Genomic DNA, 17,902 nt, shown 5'->3' with positions numbered 1-17,902 from the left:
ATGAGCACCATGACCGAAGCTGTCCGCTCCTCCGCCACAGGCGGCGGGCGCCGGCCACGCGCACCGCGGGTGCGCACGACCACCAAACGTGCCCATTCCACGTACTACTGGATGATCTGGCCGTGCGTGATCGCCTTCGCACTGTTCCACACCGTGCCGATGCTCGTGGGCGTGTTCTTCAGCTTCACGAACTACGCCGGATATGGCGACTGGAACTTCGTCGGCATCTCGAACTACCTCAACCTCTTCCGCGATGACCGCGTGTGGAACGCCTACGGGTTCACGTTCCTCTTCGCGATCGCCGCGACCATCCTCACCAACGCCATCTCACTGGCGATCGCGATGGGCCTGAACGCGAAGATCAAGGCGCGGAACTTCTTCCGAGGCGTCTACTTCGTGCCGTACGTGCTCGCGATGCTGGTGATCGGGTACGTCTTCCAGTACCTGTTCACCAACTCGCTCCCCCGCCTCTTCCCCGACATCCCGCTGTTCGCCGACAACATCCTCTCCAATCCCGACTGGGCCTGGCTCGCGATCGTGGCCCTGGCGGTCTGGCAGGGCTGCGCATTCACGATCATCATCTACCTGTCCGGCCTGCAGACCATCCCGTCCGAGCTCTACGAGGCGGCGTCTCTGGATGGCGCGTCGAGTTGGCGACAGTTCTGGGCGATCACGTTCCCGCTGATCAGCGCCTTCTTCACCATCAACGTGGTACTGAGCCTGAAGGGCTACCTGCAGGTGTTCGACCCGATCGTCGCCCTCACCAACGGCGGCCCCGGCACCTCGACCGAATCGGTGACGATGCTCATCTTCAAGGGCGGCTACGCCGGCGGCGAGTTCGCCTATCAGACGGCCAACGCGGTGATCTTCTTCATCGTGATCACCGTCGTCTCCCTGCTCCAGTTCCGAGTCCTCCAGCGCCGAGAGGCGGATGCCTGATGTCCACCACCGCTGTCACCCCGACCACCTCCACCACGAGCCTCGTCACCGAACGTCGGCGACGCCGCGCCGCCGACCGCGAGGACGACACCCGCCGCACCAACTGGTGGGCAACGGCCGTCATCGCCGTGTGCGCACTCACTGTGCTCATCCCGCTGTACCTGGCCGTCGTGGTCGCTCTGAAGACCCCCGATCAGCTGGTCGGCGGAACCGGCTTCGAGTGGCCCAACCCGGTTCGCTGGGAGAACTTCGCCGAAGCCTGGGAGCGCACGCAGTTCCCGCAGGCGCTGCTGAACACGGCCCTGATCACCGTCGGCTCGGTGGTCTTCACGATGTTCACCAGCTCGGTCGCCGCCTATGCCTTGGCTCGCAACATGCACCGCCCGTTCTTCAAGGGCGTGTTCTACTACCTGCTGGCGGCGCTGTTCATCCCGTTCCCGATCATCATGCTGCCGCTGGTGAAGCAGACCGCGATGTTCGGGCTCGACAACCAGCTCGGCGTGATCATTCTGTACACCGTGTACGGCCTGTCGCTGAACGTCTTCATCTACTCGGCCTACATCCGCTCGATCCCGCTCGAGCTCGAAGAGGCGGCCCGCATGGACGGCGCCTCGACGTGGCGAGTGTTCTGGCAGGTGATCTTCCCGCTGCTCACGCCGATGAACGCGACCGTGGGCATCCTCACCTGCGTCTGGGCATGGAACGACTTCATCCTGCCGCTGGTGGTGCTCACCGACCCCGGCACCCGTACCCTGCCGCTCGCGCAGTACGTGCTGCAGGGGCAGTACAACACCGACTACACGGTCGCGTTCGCCTCGTACCTCATGGCCATGGCGCCCCTGCTGATCGTGTACATCTTCTCGCAGCGCTGGGTGATCTCGGGGGTCACCCGAGGATCCATCAAGTGAGTTGACTTCCCGGAGGGAGCGATCGAGGGCCGACATCCGCGTGGATGCCGGCCCTCGTGGTGTCGGTGGTCAGTCCTGTGTGGCAGGCTGAGCGATCTCGAAGGGCACCGTGGGGCAGTCCTTCCACAGGCGCTCGAGGTCGTAGTAGGTGCGCTCTTCGGAGTGGAAGACGTGCACGATGAGGTCACCGAAGTCCAGCAGCACCCAACGGGCCTCGGCGCGGCCCTCGCGGCGAACGCGCTTGTGCCCGGACTCGATGAGCTTGTCCTCGATCTCGTCGGCGATGGCGGCGACGTTGCGCTCGCTGTTACCCGTCACGAGCAGGAAGATGTCGACCAGCGGCAGCGGACCCGACACGTTGAGGGCGACGAGGTCCTCACCGCCCTTGGAGACGGCGGCGTCGACGGCGAGCTGCAGCATGTCTGCAGCGGTTTCAGGTGATTGCATTATCCAAGGACGTTCGTGTTGATGGCGACGACGATGACGGCGGCCAAGGCGATGGCCAGGCCTCCGGCGACGATCGCCAGGGTGAGCATGAGTCGGTTGCCCTTTTCAGGTGCGGGAGGCCGGATGACCTCTCCCGCGGGCTTCGACGTGCTGACCGCCGAGCTGGCGGCGATCGGCGTGGGTGACGACGCGGGTGGCAGTTCCCCGTCGATGAGAACGGCGTCGACATCCTTGCCGTCGGTGGTGCCGTGCGCGTGCCCCTGCGATCCAAGTCCCTGCGGCAGGTCATACGAGCCCGTGATGAGCAGCTCGCCGGTCGAGGCCACAGGGCCGGACAGCGAGGCAGAGCCCGGTGCCGGGTTGAAGATGATGGCGTTGGGCGCCGTGTGCTGCGAGCCGCCTCCGTCGCCCTCGATGATGTCGTCGAAGAGCTGGGGAATGGACGCCCCAGGCGCGCTCTGACCGACCCCGCGACCGAAGGCCGAGTTCACGGTCGCGCGCCCGTCTGCCTCGGCAGCGGACTCGGGCTCGGGCTCGGGCTCGCGCTCGGTGTTAGCGTCAGCCTCTGTCTGAGCCTCCTGCGACTCGACCTCGACCTCGACCTCGACCTCGACGACCTCGGTCGGCTCGGGCTCAGGCCCGTCCACAGACTCCACAGACTCCGCAGACTTCGCGGGCTGTGCGGCGGCCGGCGCGAACGAGGGGATCGTCGAGACGATCGGGCTCTGCGCGGCCGCCTCGGGCTCGGCTTCGGGCTCCGACTGCGTCGTCGACGCCGCCTGCGGCTCGAAGACGGGCACGGCTGCCGTGCGCACGCGCTCCTGGGCGCGGGCGCCACGTCGCGTGAGAGGTTCGTGCTCAGGGTCGACGTCGTCCCCCGCACGAGGCGCGGGAGCGACGCGTGCCGGCTCGGCCGCGCGCGGCAGCGGTGACGGCGGCGCGGCGTTGGCCGCGGCTTCTTCTTCGGTGATGACCGGCGTTGAACCGGTCAGTCGGAGTTCGCGAAGCTGCTTACGCGTCAGCTTCTGCTCTCCGTTCTGATCCGATGTGCTCATGCCTTACTCCGATACAGATGATGCTTCGCAATATACTGGACAACCCCGTCGGGGACGAGATACCAGACCGGTTCGCCGTCGGCGACCCGCTCGCGGCAGTCCGTCGATGAGATCGACAGCGCAGGAACCTCGAGCTGGCTGACATCGTCGCTGGGCAGTCCGTCGGTGCTCAGTACGTGCCCCGGCCGGGAGACGGCGACGAAGTGGGCCAGGTCCCACAACTCATCATGGTCCCTCCAACTGAGAATCTGCGCTACGGCGTCTGCGCCAGTGATGAAGAACAACTCCGCATCAGGGCGTTCCCGCTTCAAGTCGCGCAGAGTGTCGATCGTGTAGGTCGGCCCGTCACGGTCGATGTCGACCCGGCTCACGGTGAAGTCAGGGTTCGACGCCGTCGCGATCACGGTCATCAGATAGCGGTGCTCGCCGGGCGAGACATGCTGCTTCTGCCACGGTTCTCCCGTCGGCACGAAGACGACCTCATCCAGGTCGAAGGAGTGCGCGACCTCGCTCGCCGCTACCAGGTGACCGTTGTGAATGGGGTCGAAGGTGCCACCCATCACACCGATGCGCGGTGCCCGCGTGGTCGAGGAAGTCATGCCGACGTCAGTGGCCGTGGCCATCCTTGCCGTGCTTCTTCGCGTACGCCTCAGCCTTGGCCGAGTGACGGTTGGCCACGTTGCGGTACGACAGAGTCACGAGCGCGAGCGCCGCGAAGGCCACCGCCGCGATGACACCGAAGATCGCCGTCTGCGCCATCACGTTGCCGCCGTGCTCCGCCTCAGCGGCTGACATCGCAATCTGTGCGACGAGGTTCATCCTGTCTCCGTTCCTGACCGGTGAGAAAACTCCCCCCAGTCTAGCCCTCAGCCGCGGGTCTGACCCGAACCGCGCGCGAGCCACTTCGTGCTCGTGAGCTCGGCCAGCCCCATCGGGCCACGCGTGTGCAGCTTCTGCGTCGAGATGCCGACCTCGGCACCGAAACCGAACTCCGCACCGTCGGTGAAACGCGTCGAGGCGTTGGCCATGACCACCGCCGAATCGACCTCGGCGAGGAAGCGCTCGGCGTTGCGGGCATCAGAGGTGATGATCGACTCGGTATGGCCGGTGCTGTACTGGCGAATGTGCGCGAGAGCGTCGTCGAGGGTGTCGACAACCTTGATGGCGATGTCGAGGCTCAGGTACTCCGCCGCCCAGTCATCCTCGGTCGCCGGCACCACGTTCGAGACGAGCCCGGCGACCATGTCGTCACCGTGGATGGTCACACCTTCGCTCTGCAGCGCGCTGGCCACCACCGGCACGAGCAGCGGCGCCGCCTGTCGCAGCACCAGCACGGTCTCGACGGCGTTGCAGACGCTCGGGCGCTGCACCTTGGCGTTGACGACGATGTCACGTGCCCAGTCCAGCGGCGCGGATTCGTCAAGCACGATGTGCACAACGCCTGCTCCGGTCTCGATGACCGGCACCGTGGACTCGGTGACCACGGTCTGGATCAGCGAGGCACTCCCCCGCGGCACGAGCACATCAATGAATCCGCGGCCGTGCATCAGGGCGCGCGCGCCGTCGCGGCCGAAGTCGTCGACGGTCTGGATCGCCTCGGGCGTGATGCCCTGCGCCGCCAGCGCTTCGCGCATGACATCGACCAGCACCGTGTTCGACGACCGCGCGGCGCTGCCGCCGCGCAGCACCACAGCATTGCCGGCGCGCAGGGCGAGCGCCCCGATATCGACGGTCACGTTCGGGCGGGCCTCATAGATCGCGCCGACCACGCCGAACGGGACGCGCACTTGCTCCAGCGCCACACCGTTGGGCATCCGATGCCCGCCCACGACCTGACCGATCGGATCCGGCAGCCGGGCCACATCGCGCACGGCGGACGCCAGCGCGTTCACCCGCACCTCGTCCAGACGCAGCCGGTCGATCAGCGCGTCGCCGATGCCGTCCGCCTGACCGCGGGCGATGTCTTCCGCGTTGGCGGCGATGATGCGGTCGGCGGCAGCCTCAATCGCCGCAGCGACGGCATCCAATGCAGCCGACTTGTCGCTGCTGGTGAGCTGCGCGACTTCTCTCGATGCCTCTTTGGCAAGCGCGAGACGGCGCTGGGCGCTGTCGTCGACGACGGCCTCGGGATCCACTGTCGCGGTGCTCATGCGGTCATCCTACCGAGGCCACACAACCGGCCAGGGCGGTGTGACGCGCTCAGGCGCTGGGCGCGGCCGGCGCGAACCAGGTACCGATCTCAGCGCCGGTGAGGGCATCGTCGACACGATCGGCGCTCGTCACCAGCACCCCGATGCCGGAGGCCGCAGCCATGCGCGCCGCGGACACCTTGGTGGCCGCGCCACCGGTGCCCACGCTGTTGACGACCGTGGTGCCGAACTCGAGACCCACCAGATCCGCATCCGACGCGATCACATCGATCGGCACCGCGGCTGGGTCACTCGGCGGCTTGGTGTACAGCGATTCGATGTCGCTGAGGAGCACGAGGGCGTCGGCCTGCACCAGCTGCGCGACAAGGGCCGCCAGACGATCGTTGTCGCCGAAGCGGATCTCCTGGGTCGCGACCGTGTCGTTCTCATTGACGATCGGCAGGATGCGCAGGCCCAACAGGCGCTCCATGGCACGACGTGCGTTGCTGCGCGAGGTCGGGTTCTCCAGGTCGCCCGTGGTCAGCAGCACTTGGCCGGCGACGACTCCGAACGGCCGCAGGGCCTCCTGGTAGCGGTACACGAGGATGTTCTGCCCCACAGCCGCCGCCGCCTGCTGTGTGGCAAGGTCGGTGGGTCGCGAATCGAGATCGAGGAACGGGATGCCGGTGGCGATGGCACCGGAGGACACCAGCACGATCTCGGCGCCGCGTGCATGCGCCGCAGCCAGGGCCTCGACGAGCACCGGGATCCGCCAGGACGCCTCGCCACTGATCGACGACGAGCCGACCTTCACCACGATGCGCTGCGCGGTCGCGAGCTCCGCCCGCGACTGGACTGTCACTCGCCGGACTCCGCGTCGCGGTTGGCCTTGGTCGCCAGACGCTGCTCTTCGAGCTCCGCACGGGCTGCCGCCTTGGCATCCATCCGCTCGTAGTACTGCTCGCGCCGCTCGCTCGTGGTGCGGCGACCGCTGCGATCGAACCGCGCGTCGGTGCCACGGGGCGAAGTCATCAGCTCGGCGGTGGAGGCGATCGAGGGCTCCCAGTCGAAGACGATGCTGTCGCCCTCGCCGATCACCACGGTCGAGCCGGGCGTCGCGCCGACGCGGAACAGCTCGTCCTCGACGCCGAGGCGCTCGAGACGGTCGGCCAGGTAGCCGACGGCCTCTTCGTTCTGGAAGTCGGTCTGCTGCACCCAGCGCACCGGCTTCTCGCCGAGCACGCGGTAGACGTTGCCGTACGTACCGCCCTCGACCCGCACGGTGAAGTCCTTCTCGGATCCCTTGGGACGGATGACGATCCGCTCCTGGGGCACTTCGGCCGCTTCTTCCTTGCGATGCTGCTCGACGATGTCGGCCAAAGCGAAGGTGAGCGGGCGCAGGCCCTCGTGCGCGATCGTCGAGATCTCGAACACGCGGAACCCGCGCGCCTCGAGGTCGGGGCGCACCATGTCGGCGAGGTCGCGCGCCTCGGGGACATCGATCTTGTTCAGGGCGACGAGTTGCGGGCGCTCGAGCAGGGGCTTCTGCCCCTCGGGCACCTCGTATGCCGCGAGCTCGGCGAGAATCACGTCGAGGTCAGTGAGCGGGTCACGACCCGGCTCGAGGGTGGCGCAGTCGATGACATGCAGGAGCGCCGAGCAGCGCTCGACGTGCCGCAGGAAGTCCAGCCCGAGACCGCGCCCTTCGCTGGCTCCCTCGATGAGACCGGGCACGTCGGCGACCGTGTAGCGCACGTCACCAGCCTGCACCACGCCGAGGTTCGGGTGCAGGGTCGTGAACGGGTAGTCGGCAATCTTCGGTCGAGCCGCCGAGATCGCACCGATCAGGCTCGACTTGCCGGCCGACGGGAAGCCCACCAGCGCGACGTCGGCGACGGTCTTCAGCTCGAGGACGACATCGCCCTCGAAGCCGGGAGTGCCGAGCAGGGCGAATCCAGGAGCCTTGCGCTTGGGCGAGGCGAGAGCCGCGTTGCCGAGGCCACCGCGTCCGCCTGGAGCCGCGATGTAACGCTCCCCCGGAATGACCATATCGAGCAGCACTTCGCCGTCGGGGCTCTTCACCACGGTTCCGACAGGCACCGGAAGCTCGAGCGGCTCGCCCATGCCGCCGGCGCGATGGTCACCCATGCCGGGGCCGCCGTTGCCCGCCGAGCGGTGCGGAGAGTGGTGGTACGACAGCAGCGTCGTCACCTGCGGGTCAGCGACGAGCACGACATCGCCGCCGTCTCCCCCGTTGCCGCCGTCAGGACCACCGAGGGGCTTGAACTTCTCACGGTGCACAGAGACGCAGCCGTTGCCACCCTTGCCTGCGCGAAGGTGCAGCGTCACCGTGTCTACGAACGTGACCATGGCCGGTTCTCCTCTATTCCTGACGAAGCCCGCGGGTCGATGCGACCTGCGGGCGGATACGCGGACGGGGCGAGCCGAAGCCCGCCCCGCACCGCTGAAATGTCTGCTTACTGAGCAGCGACGATGTTGACGACCTTGCGGCCGCCCTTCGCGCCGAACTCGACCGCACCGGCGGCGAGAGCGAACAGCGTGTCGTCGCCACCACGGCCGACGTTCACGCCGGGGTGGAAGTGGGTGCCACGCTGGCGGACGATGATCTCGCCGGCGAGGACCTGCTGGCCGCCGAAGCGCTTGACGCCAAGTCGCTGTGCGTTGGAGTCACGACCGTTACGGGTGGAGCTTGCGCCCTTTTTGTGTGCCATGTCCTGGTCTCCTCGGTCTTACTTGATGCCGGTGATCTTGACGCGCGTGAGCTCCTGGCGGTGGCCCTGACGCTTCTTGTAGCCGGTCTTGTTCTTGTACTTCTGGATGATGATCTTCGGGCCGCGGAGGTTGCCGATCACCTCAGCGGTGACCTTGACCTTCGCCAGCTTGTCGGCGTCGGTGGTCACCGTGGCGCCGTCGACGAGCAGCACAGCGGGCAGCTCGATCTTCTCGCCCTGGGCAGCCTGAACACGGTCGAGCTGAACGATCGTGCCGACCTCGACCTTCTCCTGCCGTCCACCGGCGCGCACTACTGCGTAAACCACTTCATACCTGTTTCGTTGGGGAGCTGAGGCTCCGAGAATCTCACGGGAAGACTGTTGCTTGCGTTCATCGCGGGGCGATGGGTGCGGATGCAAGGCTTGTCCGTCAACCGTCAGGGAAGAGCGGGCTCGCGCACCAAAGGACAACTTTACCGGATGCTGGGCGTCCTCGCAAAGCGCGGCCCCTCCGGCGCGTTGCCGCTTAGGATCACGGCATGACCGTTCTCGTCGACGACCCCATCTGGCCCGCCCACGGCAGGCTGTGGGCCCACCTGGTCAGCGACACGGACCTCGACGAGTTGCACGCTTTCGCGCTCGCGCAGGGTGTTCCCGCGCGCGCGTTCGATCGCGATCATTACGACGTGCCCGATGAGATGCTGACGCGCCTCATCGCCGCCGGCGCGGAGCACGTCGGCGGTAAGGAGCTGGTTCGGCGTCTGATCGCCTCAGGCCTGCGCGTCCCCGCCCGCGACCGGGGCTGACGACTCAGGGCGCACCACCGGCGTGCCCGTGAGGGCCGCCGTGGTGACGCGACGACGTCCACGCCCCTGCCCGGGTGCCTTCGGCTCGGGAAGGGCGTCCAGCACCGAATCCAGCAGCTGCTCGGCCTCTGTCTTCGGAGCCTTGCGCTCACCGCGCTTCTTGCGGGACTTCTTCGGGCGCTCCGTCGCGGTCTCGACGCTTTCGACGGGCGTCTCGACCGGCGCCTCGTCGGCCGCGCTGATGGTCGACGCCGCGATCTGCGCGAGAGCCGACTTCGCGCCCTCGGTGATGCTGTGTGTGCCGCCGTTCGACGCGGCAGCCGGTGCGGGCTGCTGCGAGGACTGCTGCTGCGAGGACTGGTTGTTGCCGCGCGAGCGCCGGTTCTGGCCGCCGCCGTTGGACGATCCGCCGCCGCCTGCGCTGCGGTGCTTGACCACGGGGTCGTGGTGCACGATGACACCGCGGCCGGCGCAGACCTCACACGGCTCGCTGAAGGTCTCCAGCAGGCCCAGGCCCAGCTTCTTGCGGGTCATCTGCACGAGTCCGAGCGAGGTCACCTCGGCGACCTGGTGCTTCGTACGGTCACGGCTGAGGCACTCGACCAGACGGCGCAGCACCAGGTCACGGTTCGACTCGAGCACCATGTCGATGAAGTCGACGACGATGATGCCGCCGATGTCACGCAGACGCAGCTGGCGGACGATCTCCTCGGCCGCCTCGAGGTTGTTCTTGGTGACGGTCTCCTCGAGGTTTCCGCCGGAGCCGACGAACTTGCCGGTGTTCACGTCAACGACGGTCATCGCCTCCGTGCGGTCGATCACAAGCGAGCCGCCGGAGGGCAGCCAGACCTTGCGGTCGAGCGCCTTCTCGATCTGCTCGGTGATGCGGAACGCGTCGAACGGGTCGGTCTCGTCGGTGTAGGCCTCGACGCGCTCGAGCAGGTCGGGGGCGACGCTCTCGAGGTAGGCACGGATCGTGCGCTGCGCGTCCTCGCCTTGGATGAGCATCTTGGTGAAGTCCTCGTTGAAGACGTCACGGACGATCTTGACCAACAGGTCGGGCTCGGCGTGCAGGAGCGACGGCGCCTGCTGCGACTGCACCTGCTTCTGGATGTGCTCCCACTGTGCGGTGAGACGCTGCACGTCGCGGGTCAGCTGCTCTTCGGTGGCACCCTCGGCCGCCGTGCGGACGATCACGCCCGAGGACTCAGGGAGCACCTCCTTGAGGATGCGCTTGAGACGGGCGCGCTCGTTGTCGGGCAGCTTGCGGCTGATGCCGTTCATCGACCCGCCGGGCACGTACACGAGGTAGCGGCCGGGCAGCGAGATCTGGCTGGTCAGGCGGGCACCCTTGTGGCCCACCGGATCCTTTGTGACCTGCACGAGCACGCGGTCGCCCGGCTTGAGCGCCAGCTCGATGCGGCGCGGCTGGTTGCCGGTCTCGACGCTGTCCCAGTCGACCTCGCCGGAGTACAGCACGGCGTTGCGGCCGCGACCGATGTCGACGAACGCGGCTTCCATGCTGGGTAGCACGTTCTGCACGCGTCCGAGGTAGACGTTGCCGATGAGCGACGCGTCCTGGTTGCGCGCGACGTAGTGCTCGACGAGAACGTTGTCCTCGAGCACGCCGATCTGGGTGCGACCGTTCTTCGAACGGACGACCATCATGCGGTCGACGGCCTCGCGGCGGGCGAGGAACTCGGCCTCGGTGACGACGGGGCGGCGGCGACCGGCATCCCGGCCGTCGCGGCGGCGCTGCTTCTTCGCCTCGAGACGCGTTGAACCCTTGATGGCCTTCGGCTCGGTGATGTACTCGACCTGGCGCTGACGCTGGCGCGGTTCGTCGCGCTGCTCGTCGCCGTCAGAGCCGTTGCGACGCCGACGACCGCGGCGGGCGCCAGCATCATCCGACTCCTGCTCGCGGCGCGGCAGTGCCGGCAGCAGCGTGAGCTCAGGCGAGTAGAAGTGCAGCTGGGTGGATGCCCGCGAGACGAACACCTCGGGCAGCAGGCCCAGCGAAACCGCCGTGATCGGCTCAGGCTCGACGGGAGCGGGCGGTGCGGGCTTCTCAGCCTCCGGCTCCTGCACCTCGGGCTTCTCGGCCTCCGGCTCCACAGCCTCGCTCGGCGCGTCCTCAGCCTCGCTCGGTGCGGCCTCAGGCTTCTCGGCCTCGGTCGGCTCGGCGGCAGTGGCCTCCTCGGCAGGCTCCGCTGCGGCGGGCGCGCTCTCCTCGGCCGGAGCCTCGGCGTCGAGCTCGGCGACCGTCGGCTCCTCTGTGACCTCCGCGGCGACAGGCGCCTCGACTACCGGCTCAGCCGGGGTCGCATCGAAGGTGTGGGTGTTGTTGTCATCGTTCTCGTCGGCCATCTCTGGCTAGCTCCCTGCGCGGGCTCTCGCTCCGCGAAAACTCGTGCGGCAAATCCTGCCGCGAATCAATCGGCATGCGGTCGACCGTTCCTGCCGGCACATGCCGACCTGTCGAACCGCGTGGGGCGCTGCGCCCCGAAGTCTCATCGGTGTGTCGAGACAGGTCACGACGACACCTTCGTGCCATTATCGCACCTCGTGGGCGCTCGGGCGGCATCCGATCATCGCCGCGCGGGTCGCGGCTCACTCCGAAGCCATAGCAACCGCTGGGATAATCGCTCTATGACCGCACAGCGAAGCCGACACCTCGGCTACGGAATCTGGCTCATCGTCGCCAGTCTCGTGGGATGGTGGGCCGCCTTCCAGCTCACCGTCGAGAAGATCTTCCTGCTCGAGAATCCCGGCGGCCAGACCAGCTGCTATGTCAGCGTGATGCTGCAGTGCGACAAGAACCTCGGGTCCTGGCAGGGCGAGGTGTTCGGCTTCCCCAACCCCCTCCTCGGACTGACCGGCTGGATGGCGGTGCTGGTGATGGGCGTCGCCGTGATGGCCGGCGTGCGCTTCCCGCGCTGGTTCTGGGGGCTGTTCGGCCTCGGCGTCACCGCGGCGATGGTCTTCGTGATCTGGCTGATCAGCCAGAGCATCTTCGACCTTCGCGTGCTCTGCCCGTGGTGCATGGTCACCTGGGCGGTCACCATCCCCACCTTCCTCGCCACGACCGTGCATCTGTTCCGCAACGGCACGCTCACCCGCTCGCCGGGGGTGCGCGAGCGTGCCGGGCGCCTGATGGTGTGGGTGCCGCTGGCGACGATCGTCGCGTACGCGATCGTCATCGCCATCGCCCAGTTCGCGGGGCTTGACCTGCTGGGCGAACTCGTCGGACTGGTGTTCTGACCCCGCAGCAGACGTGAAAGAGGGCGCTCCCCGCAGGGAGCGCCCTCTTTCGTATCCGTCAGATCAGTCGAACCAGATCGACAGCTCGCGCGCTGCCGATTCGGGGCTGTCCGATCCGTGCACGAGGTTCTGCTGCACCTTCAGGCCCCAGTCGCGGCCGAAGTCGCCGCGCACGGTGCCGGGGGCTGCCGCGGTGGGGTCGGTGGTACCGGCCAGCGAGCGGAACCCCTCGATGACCCGGTTACCGGCGAGGCGGATGGCGACCGACGGGCCGGACATCATGAACTCGAGCAGCGGCTCGTAGAACGGCTTGCCCTCGTGCTCGGCGTAGTGCGCGGCAAGCCGGTCGCGGTCGGGCTCGACGAGGCGGATGTCGACGAGCGCATAGCCCTTCGCCTCGATGCGGGCGAGGATCGCGCCGGTCAGACCGCGGGCGACGCCATCGGGCTTGACCAGGACGAGGGTTTCTTCAGTGGCCATCTCATTCGCTCTCTGTGTGAGTGTCGGCGGTGGACCCGCCCTGACGTTGTCTGTCGATGCGGGCCCCACCGATGGTCGCATATGCCCACATGCCGCCGAAAATCAGGGCGACCAGGGCGATGGCGGGCACGAGGAATGCGGCGAGTGCGACGATCAGCTGCAATGTCCAGCCGACCCCGATCGCGCCGGGCCTGGTGATGGCGCCGGCCGTGAGGATCATGGCGATCGCGACGACCACTCCACCGACGATCCCCCACCACGACGGGATCTGCTCCGGGAGCGCCCGCAGGCCGAACACTGTCAGCCCGGCGAGGAAGACGACGATCGACTCGAAGCCGAGCACGATGGCACCGAGCTTCTGCGCAAGGGTCCGCTCGCGGCGCGCTGCACGCTCGGTCACGCCCGCCACCCGGCCTTCCAGTCCTCCTGCTCCGCGAGCACGATCGCCTCACCGGCCAGCACGACCGAGCCGGCGATGATCACAGCGCGACGCTCGGACTGCGCAGCCCATTCGCGCGCGGCATCCGCGGCATCCGCCAGCGACGGGTGCACACTCGCGCGACGTCCTCGCTCTTCGACGAGGTCGGCGATGGCGTCCGCATCGCTGGCGCGATCCGAGTCCGGCGCAGTGGCGAAGACTTCGGTGACGGCCGGGAGCAACCGGTCGACGATGCCTGCGGCATCCTTATCGGCGAGGATGCCGATCACGAGGCCCCACTCGTCGAAGTCGAAGCTGTCGTCGAGTGACTGGGCAAGCGCTGCGGCGCCGTGCGGGTTGTGCGCGGCATCCACCACCACAGTCGGGGCGATGCCGAGCAGCTGGAGCCGTCCGGGCGAGGTGGCGTTCTGCAGCCCTTCCGAGAGGATGTCGGCGGCGATGGCCTGCGCGGCCCCACCGATCAGGGCCTCCACAGCGGCGACAGCGAGGGCAGCGTTGTGCCCCTGGTGCGCGCCGTACTGCGGCAGGTACTCGTCGACGTACTGCCTGGCGAGTCCGCGGATCGTGAGCAACTGGCCGCCGACGGCGAGCTTCTGCTCGACCAGACCGAACTCCTCGCCCTCGAAGGCGATCGTGGCGTCGTGCTCGGCAGCGACCCGACGGAGCACGGCGGCGGCTTCGGCCGGCTGCTGGGCGGAGACGACGGCGGCACCGTCCTTGATGATGCCCGCCTTGACCTCGGCGATCTTCTCGATCGTGTCTCCCAGGCGGTCGGCGTGATCCATCGCGATGGGCGTGAACACGGCCACGTCGCCGTCAGCGGTGTTCGTCGAGTCCCACGACCCGCCCATGCCCACTTCAAGCACGAGCACATCGACGGGTGCGTCGGCGGCCGCGAGGAAAGCCAGCACCGTGAGCAGTTCGAAGAACGTCAGTGGCGCATCGCCGGCCGCTTCCAACTCGGCGTCGACAATGCCGACGAACGGCTCAATCTCGTCCCAGGCGTCGGCGACGGCAGCATCCGAGATGGGCTCGCCGTCGATCATGATGCGCTCGGTGAAGCGCTCCAGATGCGGGCTGGTGAACAGGCCCGTGCGCAGGCCGTGCGCGCGCAGCAGGCTCTCGATCATGCGTGCCGTCGAGGTCTTGCCGTTGGTGCCGGTGATGTGCACGACGCGGTAGGTGCCCTGCGGGTCATCCAGCAGGGCGAGGATGCGCGCGGTGCGCTCCTTGCGGGGCTGCACCCAGCGCTCACCGGCGCGGCTGAGCAGCGCCTCGTAGACGGCGTCTGCGCGGTCGACGTCACTCACGCCTGTGCCTCCTGGTATCCCTCTCGCGCAATGCTCACGCGGATGTTTCCGTTGTTGGCGTACGTACCCGCCTCGATCACGGTCTCGTATTCGAAACCGCCCTCCTGACGGCCCCAGCTGCCACCGCCGCGTTCGAGCAGGACCTCGTCTTTCGTCCCGAGCGAATAGCTCACTGCTAGCGTCTCCTCCGCGACGCCCGCGACATCGAACGCCGACCGCACATCCCCCAGATCGTCGGGGCAGCTGAACCACAGCTCGAGGCGGATCCGGTCGCTCACGTCGAAGTCCGCGGCCTTGCGGGTCTCCTGCACCGCACGGATGACGTCACGGGCGAGTCCCTCGGCACGCAACTCGGGCGTGATGCGGGTGTCGAGCAGCATGAACCCGCCGGTCGGCACGATCGCCAGCGCCTCGCCCTCGGGACGGCCGGTCGTCTCGAGCACGAGCTCGTACTCCCCCGGCTCCAGGGCGATGCCGTCGGCGGTCACGACGCCGCTCTCCTCGGTCCAGAAGCCATCCTTTGCTGCACGGATGACCTGCTGCACCTGCTTGCCAAGGCGCGGACCTGCGGCGCGCGCGTTGACGCTCAGACGGTGGCTGATGCCGTAGTCGGCGGCGGTCGTGTCGCTGAGCGCGACGAGCTCGACGGCCTTGACGTTGAGCTCCTCGCGCAGGATGTCCTCAAACTGGGCGAGATCGGCGGCGTGCGGTGTGACCACGGTCAGGCGTGCCAGCGGCAGGCGCACCCGCAGCTTCTCCTTCTTGCGCAGCGCGTTGCCGACGCTGGAGAGCTCACGGACGGCATCCATCGCCCCCCGCACATCCTCGGCCGTCGGGAACAGATCGGCGTCGGGCCAGTCGGTCAGGTGCACGCTGCGCCCGCCCGTGAGTCCCTGCCAGATGCGCTCGCTCACCAGCGGCACCAGCGGCGCGGCGACCCGGGTGAGCGTCTCGAGCACCGTGTACAGCGTGTCGAAGGCGTCGGCGTTGTCGCCGGACCAGAACCGGTCACGCGAACGGCGGATGTACCAGTTCGTGAGCACCTCGACGAAGTCGCGCAGGCGCGCGGATGCCGTGGTCGAGTCCAGCCCCTCCAGGTCGGCGCGCACCTCGCGCACGAGGTCGCCCAGGCGCGCGAGGATGTACCGGTCGAGCACATCGGTGGAGTCCGTGCGCCAGGTCGCCTCGTACCCGCCCGCAGCGTTGGCGTACGTGGCGAAGAAGTACCACGAGTTCCACAGCGGCAGGATGAACTCGCGCACGCCGGCGCGGATGCCCTCCTCGGTCACCGAGAGGTTGCCGCCGCGCAGCACCGAGCTCGACATGAGGAACCAGCGCATGGCATCCGAGCCGTCCCGGTCGAAGACCTCGCTGACGTCCGGGTAGTTGCGCAGCGACTTCGACATCTTGTAGCCGTCGTTGCCCAGCACGATGCCATGGCAGCTGACGCCCGTGAAGGCGGGACGGTCGAACAGCGCGGTCGAGAGCACGTGCATGACGTAGAACCAGCCACGGGTCTGCCCGATGTACTCGACGATGAAGTCGGCTGGCGCGTGCGTGTCGAACCACTCCTGGTTCTCGAACGGGTAGTGCACCTGGGCATAAGGCATCGACCCCGAGTCGAACCACACGTCGAAGACGTCCTCGATGCGGCGCATCGTGCTCGTGCCGGTGGGGTCGTCGGGGTTGGGGCGGGTCAGGTCGTCGATGTACGGCCGGTGCAGGTCGACCTCGCCCTCGGGGTTACGCGGAAGCGCGCCGAAGTCGCGTTCGAGCTCCTCGAGCGAGCCGTACGCGTCGACACGCGGGTACTCGGGGTTATCGCTCTTCCAGATCGGGATGGGCGAGCCCCAGTAGCGGTTACGGCTGATCGACCAGTCGCGCGCACCCTCGAGCCACTTGCCGAACTGACCGTGCTTGACGTTCTCGGGTACCCAGGTGATCTGCTCGTTGCCGGCGAGCATGTCGTCCTTGATGTCGGTGACGCGGATGAACCAGCTCGACACCGCCTTGTAGATCAGGGGGTTCCGGCAGCGCCAGCAGTGCGGGTAGGAGTGCACGTAGCTCTGCTCGCGCAGCATCCGTCCCTCAGCGCGCAGCAGGCGGATGAGGGGCGTGTTGGCCTCCATCCACAGTTCGCCGGCGACGTCGGTCACCTGAGGCAGGAAGCGCCCGCCCTCGTCGAGAGAGAGGATCGTCGGGATGCCGGCGGCGCTCGTCACGCGCAGGTCGTCCTCACCGTAGGCGGGCGCCTGGTGCACGATGCCCGTGCCGTCGGTGGTGGTGACGTAGTCGTCGACGAGGATGCGCCAGGCGTGCTCGGTGCCCCAGGTCTCGGCGTCGGCGTAGTAGTCGAACAGCCGGTCGTAGGTCACGTCGGCCAGCTCGGCCCCGCTGTAGCGGATCTCGACGGCGGCGTGCGCATCGTCTGCGGACTCGTAGCCGAGATCCTTGGCGTAGTTGTGCAGCAGGTCGGCCGCCATCAGGTAGCGGTGGGCGGCGCTCTCGGCGATGTCATCACCCGGGAGGACGTCGGCCGCTCCCTGGGGACCGGCGGGCAGCACGACGTACTCGATCTCCGGCCCCACGGCGAGCGCCATGTTCGTCGGCAGGGTCCACGGGGTGGTCGTCCAGGCGAGGGCGCGCACGCCGGTGAGCCCGAGCGCCTCGGCCTTCGCACCGGTCAGCGGGAAGGTGACAGTGACCGACGGGTCCTGCCGGTCCTGGTAGACGTCGTCGTCCATGCGCAGCTCGTGCGCTGAGAGCGGCGTCTCATCGCGCCAGCAGTACGGCAGCACGCGGTATCCCTCGTAAGCGAGGCCCTTGTCATAGAGCGTCTTGAAGGCCCACAGCACACTCTCCATGTAGCCGAGGTCGAGCGTCTTGTAGCCGCGCTCGAAGTCGACCCAGCGGGCCTGGCGGGTGACGTAGTCCTCCCACTCGCGCGTGTAGGCGAGCACCGATGAGCGTGCCTTCGCGTTGAAGACGTCGATGCCCATGGCCTCGATCTCGCTCTTCTCGGTGATGCCCAGCTGCTTCATCGCCTCGAGCTCGGCGGGCAGGCCGTGCGTGTCCCACCCGAACACGCGGTCGACCTTCTTGCCGATCATGGTCTGGAAACGCGGGAACACATCCTTGGCGTAGCCGGTGAGGAGGTGGCCGTAGTGCGGCAGGCCATTGGCGAACGGCGGGCCGTCGTAGAACACCCATTCATCGTCGCCGTCGCGCTGCGCGATGGACGCGCGGAAGGTGTCGTCAGCCTTCCAGAACTCGAGCACCTCGCGCTCGATCTCGGGGAAACGCGGGCTCGGGGTGACGGCATCGGCGGCGGGGCCGAACGCCGAGGCGGCGGAGGTGCGGGGGTAGGTCATCGTCTCTCGCAGTGATCGTGGGCGG

Annotated in this window: 18 protein-coding genes; 4 read left to right on the top strand and 14 right to left on the bottom strand. The window is 67.9% G+C overall.

Annotated features, from left to right (window positions below; translation table 11 throughout):
- Both WDU93_RS08250 and WDU93_RS08245 read left to right on the top strand, forming a co-directional pair.
- Nucleotides 1-939, top strand: a complete 939-nt coding sequence (locus WDU93_RS08250) for a sugar ABC transporter permease (RefSeq protein ID WP_337319435.1) — start codon at nucleotides 1-3, stop codon at nucleotides 937-939.
- Nucleotides 939-1,847, top strand: coding sequence for a carbohydrate ABC transporter permease (locus WDU93_RS08245; RefSeq protein WP_337319433.1), 909 nt, complete (start codon nucleotides 939-941; stop codon nucleotides 1,845-1,847). Before WDU93_RS08250 ends, WDU93_RS08245 begins: the two co-directional genes overlap by 1 nt.
- A gap of 69 nt (nucleotides 1,848-1,916) precedes the next feature.
- On the opposite strand, the gene rsfS is transcribed toward WDU93_RS08245, so the two are convergent.
- From rsfS to rplU, 9 genes are all read right to left on the bottom strand, one after another.
- Nucleotides 1,917-2,294: a ribosome silencing factor gene (gene rsfS / locus WDU93_RS08240; protein ID WP_337319430.1), complete on the bottom strand. Its 378-nt coding sequence runs from the start codon at nucleotides 2,292-2,294 to the stop codon at nucleotides 1,917-1,919.
- A complete protein-coding gene (locus WDU93_RS08235; protein WP_337319429.1) occupies nucleotides 2,294-3,349 on the bottom strand; it encodes a hypothetical protein in 1,056 nt (351 codons plus the stop codon). Before WDU93_RS08235 ends, rsfS begins: the two co-directional genes overlap by 1 nt.
- Nucleotides 3,346-3,948, bottom strand: a complete 603-nt coding sequence (nadD, locus tag WDU93_RS08230; RefSeq protein ID WP_337319483.1) for a nicotinate-nucleotide adenylyltransferase — start codon at nucleotides 3,946-3,948, stop codon at nucleotides 3,346-3,348. Before nadD ends, WDU93_RS08235 begins: the two co-directional genes overlap by 4 nt.
- A gap of 7 nt (nucleotides 3,949-3,955) precedes the next feature.
- The gene (locus WDU93_RS08225) at nucleotides 3,956-4,168 is read right to left on the bottom strand and encodes a hypothetical protein (RefSeq protein WP_337319427.1); all 213 of its coding nucleotides are present in this window, start codon (nucleotides 4,166-4,168) and stop codon (nucleotides 3,956-3,958) included.
- Nucleotides 4,169-4,215: 47 nt separating this feature from the next.
- Nucleotides 4,216-5,499 (bottom strand): glutamate-5-semialdehyde dehydrogenase, encoded by a 1,284-nt coding sequence (locus WDU93_RS08220; RefSeq protein ID WP_337319425.1) that lies wholly within the window; start codon nucleotides 5,497-5,499, stop codon nucleotides 4,216-4,218.
- Between the two features lie 49 nt (nucleotides 5,500-5,548).
- Nucleotides 5,549-6,340: a glutamate 5-kinase gene (gene proB, locus WDU93_RS08215; protein ID WP_337319423.1), complete on the bottom strand. Its 792-nt coding sequence runs from the start codon at nucleotides 6,338-6,340 to the stop codon at nucleotides 5,549-5,551.
- Nucleotides 6,337-7,848 (bottom strand): GTPase ObgE, encoded by a 1,512-nt coding sequence (gene obgE, locus WDU93_RS08210; protein ID WP_337319421.1) that lies wholly within the window; start codon nucleotides 7,846-7,848, stop codon nucleotides 6,337-6,339. Before obgE ends, proB begins: the two co-directional genes overlap by 4 nt.
- A gap of 107 nt (nucleotides 7,849-7,955) precedes the next feature.
- A complete protein-coding gene (gene rpmA, locus WDU93_RS08205) occupies nucleotides 7,956-8,210 on the bottom strand; it encodes a 50S ribosomal protein L27 (protein ID WP_337319419.1) in 255 nt (84 codons plus the stop codon).
- 18 nt (nucleotides 8,211-8,228) lie between these two features.
- Nucleotides 8,229-8,537 carry a 50S ribosomal protein L21 gene (rplU, locus tag WDU93_RS08200; protein ID WP_194419833.1) on the bottom strand — a complete coding sequence of 103 codons (309 nt, stop codon included), beginning with the start codon at nucleotides 8,535-8,537 and terminating at the stop codon, nucleotides 8,229-8,231.
- A 212-nt stretch (nucleotides 8,538-8,749) separates the two neighbouring features.
- Between rplU and WDU93_RS08195 the strand changes: the two genes are divergently transcribed.
- Nucleotides 8,750-9,016: a DUF4031 domain-containing protein gene (locus WDU93_RS08195; RefSeq protein WP_337319415.1), complete on the top strand. Its 267-nt coding sequence runs from the start codon at nucleotides 8,750-8,752 to the stop codon at nucleotides 9,014-9,016.
- On the opposite strand, the gene WDU93_RS08190 is transcribed toward WDU93_RS08195, so the two are convergent.
- The gene (locus WDU93_RS08190) at nucleotides 8,981-11,383 is read right to left on the bottom strand and encodes an Rne/Rng family ribonuclease (RefSeq protein ID WP_337319413.1); all 2,403 of its coding nucleotides are present in this window, start codon (nucleotides 11,381-11,383) and stop codon (nucleotides 8,981-8,983) included. The genes WDU93_RS08195 and WDU93_RS08190 overlap by 36 nt on opposite strands.
- Before the next feature lie 282 nt (nucleotides 11,384-11,665).
- On the opposite strand from WDU93_RS08190, the gene WDU93_RS08185 reads away from it, so the two are divergent.
- The gene (locus WDU93_RS08185; RefSeq protein ID WP_337319411.1) at nucleotides 11,666-12,277 is read left to right on the top strand and encodes a vitamin K epoxide reductase family protein; all 612 of its coding nucleotides are present in this window, start codon (nucleotides 11,666-11,668) and stop codon (nucleotides 12,275-12,277) included.
- A 63-nt stretch (nucleotides 12,278-12,340) separates the two neighbouring features.
- On the opposite strand, the gene ndk is transcribed toward WDU93_RS08185, so the two are convergent.
- Genes ndk through ileS form a run of 4 tightly spaced genes read right to left on the bottom strand, consistent with a single transcriptional unit; the run spans nucleotide 12,341 to nucleotide 17,877 of the window.
- On the bottom strand, nucleotides 12,341-12,757 hold the full coding sequence (ndk, locus tag WDU93_RS08180) for a nucleoside-diphosphate kinase (protein ID WP_337319409.1): 417 nt from the start codon (nucleotides 12,755-12,757) through the stop codon (nucleotides 12,341-12,343).
- A gap of 1 nt (nucleotide 12,758) precedes the next feature.
- Nucleotides 12,759-13,157: a DUF4233 domain-containing protein gene (locus WDU93_RS08175; RefSeq protein ID WP_337319407.1), complete on the bottom strand. Its 399-nt coding sequence runs from the start codon at nucleotides 13,155-13,157 to the stop codon at nucleotides 12,759-12,761.
- Nucleotides 13,154-14,506, bottom strand: coding sequence for a bifunctional folylpolyglutamate synthase/dihydrofolate synthase (locus tag WDU93_RS08170; RefSeq protein ID WP_337319406.1), 1,353 nt, complete (start codon nucleotides 14,504-14,506; stop codon nucleotides 13,154-13,156). Before WDU93_RS08170 ends, WDU93_RS08175 begins: the two co-directional genes overlap by 4 nt.
- Nucleotides 14,503-17,877, bottom strand: coding sequence for an isoleucine--tRNA ligase (gene ileS, locus WDU93_RS08165; RefSeq protein WP_337319404.1), 3,375 nt, complete (start codon nucleotides 17,875-17,877; stop codon nucleotides 14,503-14,505). The genes WDU93_RS08170 and ileS overlap by 4 nt, the downstream gene beginning before the upstream one ends.
- Nucleotides 17,878-17,902: the final 25 nt, after the last annotated feature.

It is taken from the genome of Microbacterium istanbulense, from assembly GCF_037204145.1.
Classification (GTDB): Bacteria; Actinomycetota; Actinomycetes; order Actinomycetales; family Microbacteriaceae; genus Microbacterium; species Microbacterium istanbulense.
Note: the sequence above shows the minus strand (reverse complement) of the source record. Positions and strands in the feature narration are given on the sequence as shown.

Coding starts and splice junctions, on each gene's coding strand:
- WDU93_RS08250 (WP_337319435.1), top strand. CDS start 1: ATGAGCACCATGACCGAAGCTGTCCGCTCCTCCGCCACAGGCGGCGGG.
- WDU93_RS08245 (WP_337319433.1), top strand. CDS start 939: ATGTCCACCACCGCTGTCACCCCGACCACCTCCACCACGAGCCTCGTC.
- rsfS (WP_337319430.1), bottom strand. CDS start 2,294: ATGCAATCACCTGAAACCGCTGCAGACATGCTGCAGCTCGCCGTCGAC.
- WDU93_RS08235 (WP_337319429.1), bottom strand. CDS start 3,349: ATGAGCACATCGGATCAGAACGGAGAGCAGAAGCTGACGCGTAAGCAG.
- nadD (WP_337319483.1), bottom strand. CDS start 3,948: ATGACTTCCTCGACCACGCGGGCACCGCGCATCGGTGTGATGGGTGGC.
- WDU93_RS08225 (WP_337319427.1), bottom strand. CDS start 4,168: ATGAACCTCGTCGCACAGATTGCGATGTCAGCCGCTGAGGCGGAGCAC.
- WDU93_RS08220 (WP_337319425.1), bottom strand. CDS start 5,499: ATGAGCACCGCGACAGTGGATCCCGAGGCCGTCGTCGACGACAGCGCC.
- obgE (WP_337319421.1), bottom strand. CDS start 7,848: ATGGTCACGTTCGTAGACACGGTGACGCTGCACCTTCGCGCAGGCAAG.
- rpmA (WP_337319419.1), bottom strand. CDS start 8,210: ATGGCACACAAAAAGGGCGCAAGCTCCACCCGTAACGGTCGTGACTCC.
- WDU93_RS08195 (WP_337319415.1), top strand. CDS start 8,750: ATGACCGTTCTCGTCGACGACCCCATCTGGCCCGCCCACGGCAGGCTG.
- WDU93_RS08190 (WP_337319413.1), bottom strand. CDS start 11,383: ATGGCCGACGAGAACGATGACAACAACACCCACACCTTCGATGCGACC.
- WDU93_RS08185 (WP_337319411.1), top strand. CDS start 11,666: ATGACCGCACAGCGAAGCCGACACCTCGGCTACGGAATCTGGCTCATC.
- ndk (WP_337319409.1), bottom strand. CDS start 12,757: ATGGCCACTGAAGAAACCCTCGTCCTGGTCAAGCCCGATGGCGTCGCC.
- ileS (WP_337319404.1), bottom strand. CDS start 17,877: ATGACCTACCCCCGCACCTCCGCCGCCTCGGCGTTCGGCCCCGCCGCC.